The organism is Alteromonas sp. CyTr2 (genome assembly GCF_947311905.1).
GTDB lineage: Bacteria > Pseudomonadota > Gammaproteobacteria > Enterobacterales > Alteromonadaceae > Alteromonas > Alteromonas macleodii.
On record NZ_CAMZMZ010000031.1, the window covers coordinates 45,970 to 52,001 of the forward strand.

General features: G+C 44.4%; 3 protein-coding genes. All 3 read right to left on the reverse strand.

The window, feature by feature from the left end:
- Positions 1-8 precede the first annotated feature (8 nt).
- A complete protein-coding gene (locus tag QME20_RS15095) occupies positions 9-896 on the reverse strand; it encodes a WYL domain-containing protein (RefSeq protein WP_049586912.1) in 888 nt (295 codons plus the stop codon).
- Between the two features lie 115 nt (positions 897-1,011).
- Positions 1,012-1,632, reverse strand: a complete 621-nt coding sequence (locus tag QME20_RS15100) for a PEP-CTERM sorting domain-containing protein (RefSeq protein ID WP_168463444.1) — start codon at positions 1,630-1,632, stop codon at positions 1,012-1,014.
- 11 nt (positions 1,633-1,643) lie between these two features.
- Positions 1,644-5,678, reverse strand: a complete 4,035-nt coding sequence (locus QME20_RS15105) for an ExeM/NucH family extracellular endonuclease (RefSeq protein ID WP_281716190.1) — start codon at positions 5,676-5,678, stop codon at positions 1,644-1,646.
- Between the last annotated feature and the right edge of the window lie 354 nt (positions 5,679-6,032).

A 6,032-nucleotide genomic window follows, 5' to 3' on the forward strand; every position in this document is an offset into this window, starting at 1 on the left:
TTCACATTTTATACGGTATAGGGTTCTTGCTCTGCAATGTACCCTGGCGCGATGGCTAAATTGTCGGTATTCGCAAGGCTCTGCTGATTCCTAAGCCAAAGTTGATACTCTCCGGTACGTAAGCTTGCATGTTTTGTACAATCAACATTCCAACGTCTAAGCAGATATCCCGCCATGGCAGCCCGCACTTCCAATGTAAGCACGCCTTCTTCCATGGCGTAATCAAGCTCTATTGCGGTAGCATATTTAATATTCTTAGGATGCGGCACAATTTCAAGTGAGATAAATCGTCCCCACTCCTCATCGCAATCTATGCATTCATGGGTTTCAGGTTCTGCTTTAACCGTTACCTTACTAATTCGAGTTAGCACAAAATCTCTGAAACTTTGTGATTTTCTGTCGAATGCGCGAACATGCCAGCGTTGACCATTATCAACAATACTATGAGGCACTAACTCTCTTGCACCACTGCCGCTTGAAAGCGACGTATAGATTACACTCATCGCCTTTTTGTTCACGATGGCTTGTACCACTTTCGCCACCACAAAAATATCAGGAACATTAAGTGAAGATGCACTTTCAACAGGGAAATGTATGTCACCGATCGCATCAAATCCATCTGATATGTCGTTGGCAAGCTTCACAAGGGTTCGCTTTGCATCGTGTTCAAAAACCGGAATAAAGCTTTCTGTTTGAAAGTAACGTTTTTCCCTTGGATCGTAGACTAAGTTATCAGGGGCGAGCTCTTTGTATAGTGTAAAGTCACGAGAACCAGCCGATAGTCCCACTTCAAAGCGATTTATTAAGTCTTGGCGATGAATAGCCCCTTTAAACAAAAGGCAGAAGTCGATATACGCCAGTCGTTGGCGTTGAGAAAAAGAAATGGTTTCTAACATGGTGCGCACTTATTGTATTTTTATTCAGTGTGGTTTATTTAAAGCCGTATGTAAATAGCAATAGAAATAAAAAAGCCCAGCACGTGGCTGGGCTTAAACTTTTAGCCATTAAGGTTTATGACTTCACACGTTTGCGAGCGAAAAACATACCACCTAAAGCCAGAAGCGATAGCGCGAAGGTACCTGGTGCAGGTACTTCTGCAATGGTGAAGTTTGCGCTGTTAATTTCAATTTCTTTATTATCACCGCCTAAAAAGACCCCTCCAAAATTGATGCTACCTTCTAAGCCATTCAACGCTGAAGTTCCCGCAGCCTGTGCAACAAACTTTAAGCTAAACAAGTCTATTACAGGAGTTGTCGACTGATAAATAAAGTCGATTCCTCCAAAATGATCTACGATTGAAGATCCTATTTCTAGCACGCCCCCAAAATATGTCAGTGGAAGGAATAACTCGGAAATGGGATCTCCTAAGGTATTAATCGCACCAAAAGGGTTTAATGTTGAGGCATCTACAAAATTTATAACTGTTGCGTCAAAACCAATTACCGTATTGTAGACGTCAAATGTTTGAACAATTAACGTTCTGTCAAGGAAAGCATCTTCGTTAGAAAAGCTTACCGTCGCCGTGATAGTTTCTCCTACTTGATAAATTGATTTATCCGTAGAGATTTCAATCATTGCGGCATTTGCATTAAAAGTAGCAATTGCCAATACCATTAAAATAATTTTTTTCATTTTCTTTCCAACTACTGAACTGCACATGCGGTACGTGTACACATAGACATTAACGCGTATAAATCGTAGATATTTAATCTGCCGTCATTGTTAAAGTCGTGCTCTTCAACCGTCGCTTGACGTTGCAGAAGCAAGGTGTAGAACGCCACAATATCGGTGTTGTCTATGTCACTATCGCCATCAAAATCACCAATTACTGGCTCCGGCTCACTCGTTTCAGGGAAATCCAGCACAACAATTACTGGATCGTGATCTGATGAACGATAAGCATCAGCCCCGTAATAGCTAGAAAGCTGTGTTTCTGACTTATATTCAACGTTGTAGTCGAAGACACGAGGCTCATCAGCATTGATATGCCAAACCGTTGCGTCTGCCACATACTCAGTCAAAGTTGAGCTTGATAGCGCGTGATCTAAGTAACCTATTTCGCCGCCGAAGCTATAAGAATAAGCACTTTCGCCGTGGAAGAGGTTCACCAAGTTGCTGTAACCGGCGTCTTCGAGAGCAAGAATTGGATCTTCTTTCGCATAAGCATTTAGGTCACCCATTACGATAACTCGGTCAGACAAACCTTCACTGTTTTGCACAAGCGCTGTCAGCCCTAACGCAGCTTGGGTACGTAGCTCGTTCCAGCAGCCTTGTCCATCACCCAAATCAGCATCATTACCTGTTGCACTGCCACAGCTTCCTTTTGATTTGAAATGATTTACCGCGAGCGTAAACGCTTCGCTGTTACTATTTACGCTAAAGGTTTGTAACAGCGGCTGGCGGTTACCGTAGTCAAAAGGAGCTTCAGAGGAAGTAACCGCTGCGCCTTGTGGTGTAACCGTTGCAGGCTTATAAATAATACCTACCGCAATTTCATCACCACCAAGTAATGATTCAAGTGCTACATAGCTATACACGTCACTACCAAGTTCAGCATTTACGCTATTTACAAGAGAAGCAATGGCAGAATCACTCCCGTATCCATCGTTTTCGATTTCTACTAAGCCAAGTACATCTGCGTCCATCGCAACGATGGCTGCTACTGTCTTCGCTTGCTGGCGGGCAAATTCATCTTCTGAGTCTGCACCACGAGAGGTAGGGAAGTTCGGACCATTAAAGTAGTTAAGCACGTTAAAGCTAGCCACTTTGACATCGCCTTGTACGTCTAACTGGGGCACATCTGTTCTTGGGTTTGTGCGTACAGTTTGAAGAGCGCCAACTGGAATTAAGTTATAAGCACCAAATGCGTAGTGCATTACACCTTCCAGGCCTTCTACACTGTCGCCTAAACGCAGAGGATTCGCATGAGATAAACCTCCAACTGGGAAAGGAATATCGTCAGCATTTTGTGCGCTTGAGCCATCATCAACCAACAATGTGTTGCGTGCATTCGCTTCAGCCAAGGCAATAGCTTCACTTGAACCCGCGGCATATTGGTTTGTAGGAATCATCAGGCGGCCTGATGACACGTTGAATTGCCCATATCGACCAAGATTGTAAACGTCTGTCACGTTCAAAGTTTGCTGGAATTGAACCTGCATACCTTCAAGTGACTCTAGGTTAACGCTCTCGTCAAATGGCATTTCAATGCTTGTCGTTAGTATATCACCACCTGCACCTAGCGTTTCAGCATTGGCGCTTAGTACAATTTCTGTAATGCCATTGTATTCAGCCACTGCACCGCTAACACGCACAGCATCACCAACAGATGGGTATTCAGTGAAGGTTGTCGAGTAGGCAAATACACCTTCAGACGTCGCAGCATTGCCATCAGAGTCGGCGGCTTCTTCTTGAATAAAGAATCCGTTCATTTCCGGCACAACTTTAGTCACTACTGCCTCAATAACAACGTCATTGCCTGTAAGTGGCGAGGTATCGCCTTTACCTTGAATAGCGCTAATTAAGACTACTTCACCAACTGGGTCTGTAGGATCAGTTGGGTCGGTCGGGTCAGTGGGATCCGTAGGCTCGCTAACAGATCCATTGTGCGAACCAAAATTGTTAAGCGTATCTTTTGGTAGGCTATCCCATTCTTCAAGGGTAAACGCTGGGTTGCGGTTAGGATTGCCTGCTGTTACTGAACTCTTGCGTACCAAAGTAACGTCTTTACCCCAGTTAGTTTTAACGCCGTACGTACCTAGAGCATCAACAACCTGACCGTTAGCGACGAGCTCAATGTAGTCATCGCCATTGAAATTAATCACGAAGCTGCTAATCGTTGAGCCGGCAGTTAACAGTGCATCTGCACTTCCGTGAGCGAATGTTGCTACGCCACCTGCTGGGATTGTGCCTTCAAGTGCTAACACTTTACGGTCAGCATCTGCGGTCTCACCATTGGAGAGTAAAACTAACTCATAACCCGCTAGACTTACCGGTTGTGTCGAGCTATTGAAAAGCTCTATACCTTTATTGAAACCGCCACCTTCGATGTATTCTGAAATGTAAATACTGCTGGTAGAAGGTGTTGTGTCGCCGCCGGTATCACCACCTGTGTCGCCGCCGGTATCACCACCCGTGTCACCGCCAGTATCGCCACCCGTGTCACCGCCAGTATCACCACCTGTACCATCACAACTCTCGTTGAAGATAAGTGAAGCAAGTTCAGGTTTGTCAATAAACGGATTTCGGTTTCCTTGGAATTCATAAACGCGCTCGTTACGACGACGTTCGAAATCATCCACTGGATCACTTTCATGCCATTGAAGCAATACGCAAAGCTTACCAAACGCGGCTTCGCTAGTAGAGGTAAGGCGATTTACTAACACTAAGTCGTCTTCGGTATCACCAGCTGTATTGCCATCGTAACGCACGTCCATGTATAGCATTGAGCGTGCTACATCACCTTTTACTGCGTCACGAGGCTCAAAAGAGTCACCATCAACTCGGTTTAACGGAGCTTCAGAAAGCGCGCTATCACTAAAATCAAAATCTAAGTTGCCGCGCGAGCTATTTACAGAAATATCGGTGGGACGCAGGTGCAGAATATCGCTGTATGCCGTTAGGCTTGAGCTAGGAAAACCATGGCTCTTAGCCCAAACATGTTCGCGATTCCAATTGTCTGGGTTGGTGCTTTGACTACCGCTACCGTTGGTAAACTTGCCTTGTGATATGCCTTTGTAGAACAAGATAACGTTATCGGTGTTAGCAGGATCTTCATCAGTGTAAGTGAGTGCTGTCCACACTTCTGAGTAAGAAAGCGTACGATGACCATTTTCAATGATGTTATGCGCCGTGTCTTTTAACGTTTGCGCACTTTCACCGTTTGCAATAGCTGTGTCGAGAGCTGCGTAATAGTCAGATGCAACAAAGTCGCTGGCTAGGTTAACTGCTTCCAAATCAGGGCAGTTAAAACAAGTACCACTTAAGAAAAGAAGTTCATTTGAAGGTTCACCGCCGTCGTCAGGGTTACCGCCAGTATCCCCACCATCGGTAGTTCCATTTCCACTTACTGAAATACTGTCTAAATTGAGATATTCGGTACCCGAGTTGTTAGCCATGGCTACTTTCAGTTCTAAAGTGCTTCCGCTACCTATCGTTTCGGTCAGTGTTGCAGAACCAAAGTCTTCCTGTACCGTATTCGTTGCCCCTTCTGAAAGCGTAATAAGCTCGAATGCGCCACCATCTAATGAGTAAAATACATCGATGTAGTCTGTCGACTCAAAATTTCCACTTTGAGAAAGCACGGCATTTATGGTGATATCACCGGCACCAGATATATCGATAGACTCGCTCAACCAGACTACTTCACCGTCAGTATCACGTGCTTGCATTGCGCCGCTTTTAACACGGAACCAGTCTGAAGTGGCACTTAGCTCACTCGCTGACACGTCTACTGACCAACGATCAACACCTTCAAGATCAACAATTGCTCCCGCTGGGTCTGAGCCAGTTGCGCCCTTGCCTTGCAGTTCATTTGCTTCGAAGTCCTCTTGCCATACTGTATCTGCAGAGGCATTAATAGAAACAACGCCTAACGACAATGCGCCCGCCAACAACGCGTTGACTACCTTAGCTGATTTCCTCAGCTTATACTTTTGTGTGTTACCCTCATGAATCATTTTGCTTTCCGCTTTTTTGTATAAGGAAGGTATAAATTCTTATACATACGTATATACAGCAAGCACTTAATAAAAATAATAATATAAACGTCACAAACTTTAAAAATCAGAAACTTAGACGTTTAAAATAAACTTACTTATTGATTAACTCTGCTGAACTTTGGTACAGGGAAAGTTGATTTGTCACAATGCGTAAATGTTTCAGCTTTGAAATATTTTAGTGACTCGCCGTGGTGCATGTTACAGTTTTATGAACAAAAAAAGAGCGCCTAGTGGACTAATGCCGTTCACTTAAGGTGAGCGGCATTTTTCTTTCTGCTGTATCGCTGTGGTCTCTTCTTAACTGTTCGGGGG

Coding starts and splice junctions, on each gene's coding strand:
- QME20_RS15095 (WP_049586912.1), bottom strand. CDS start 896: ATGTTAGAAACCATTTCTTTTTCTCAACGCCAACGACTGGCGTATATC.
- QME20_RS15100 (WP_168463444.1), bottom strand. CDS start 1,632: ATGAAAAAAATTATTTTAATGGTATTGGCAATTGCTACTTTTAATGCA.
- QME20_RS15105 (WP_281716190.1), bottom strand. CDS start 5,678: ATGATTCATGAGGGTAACACACAAAAGTATAAGCTGAGGAAATCAGCT.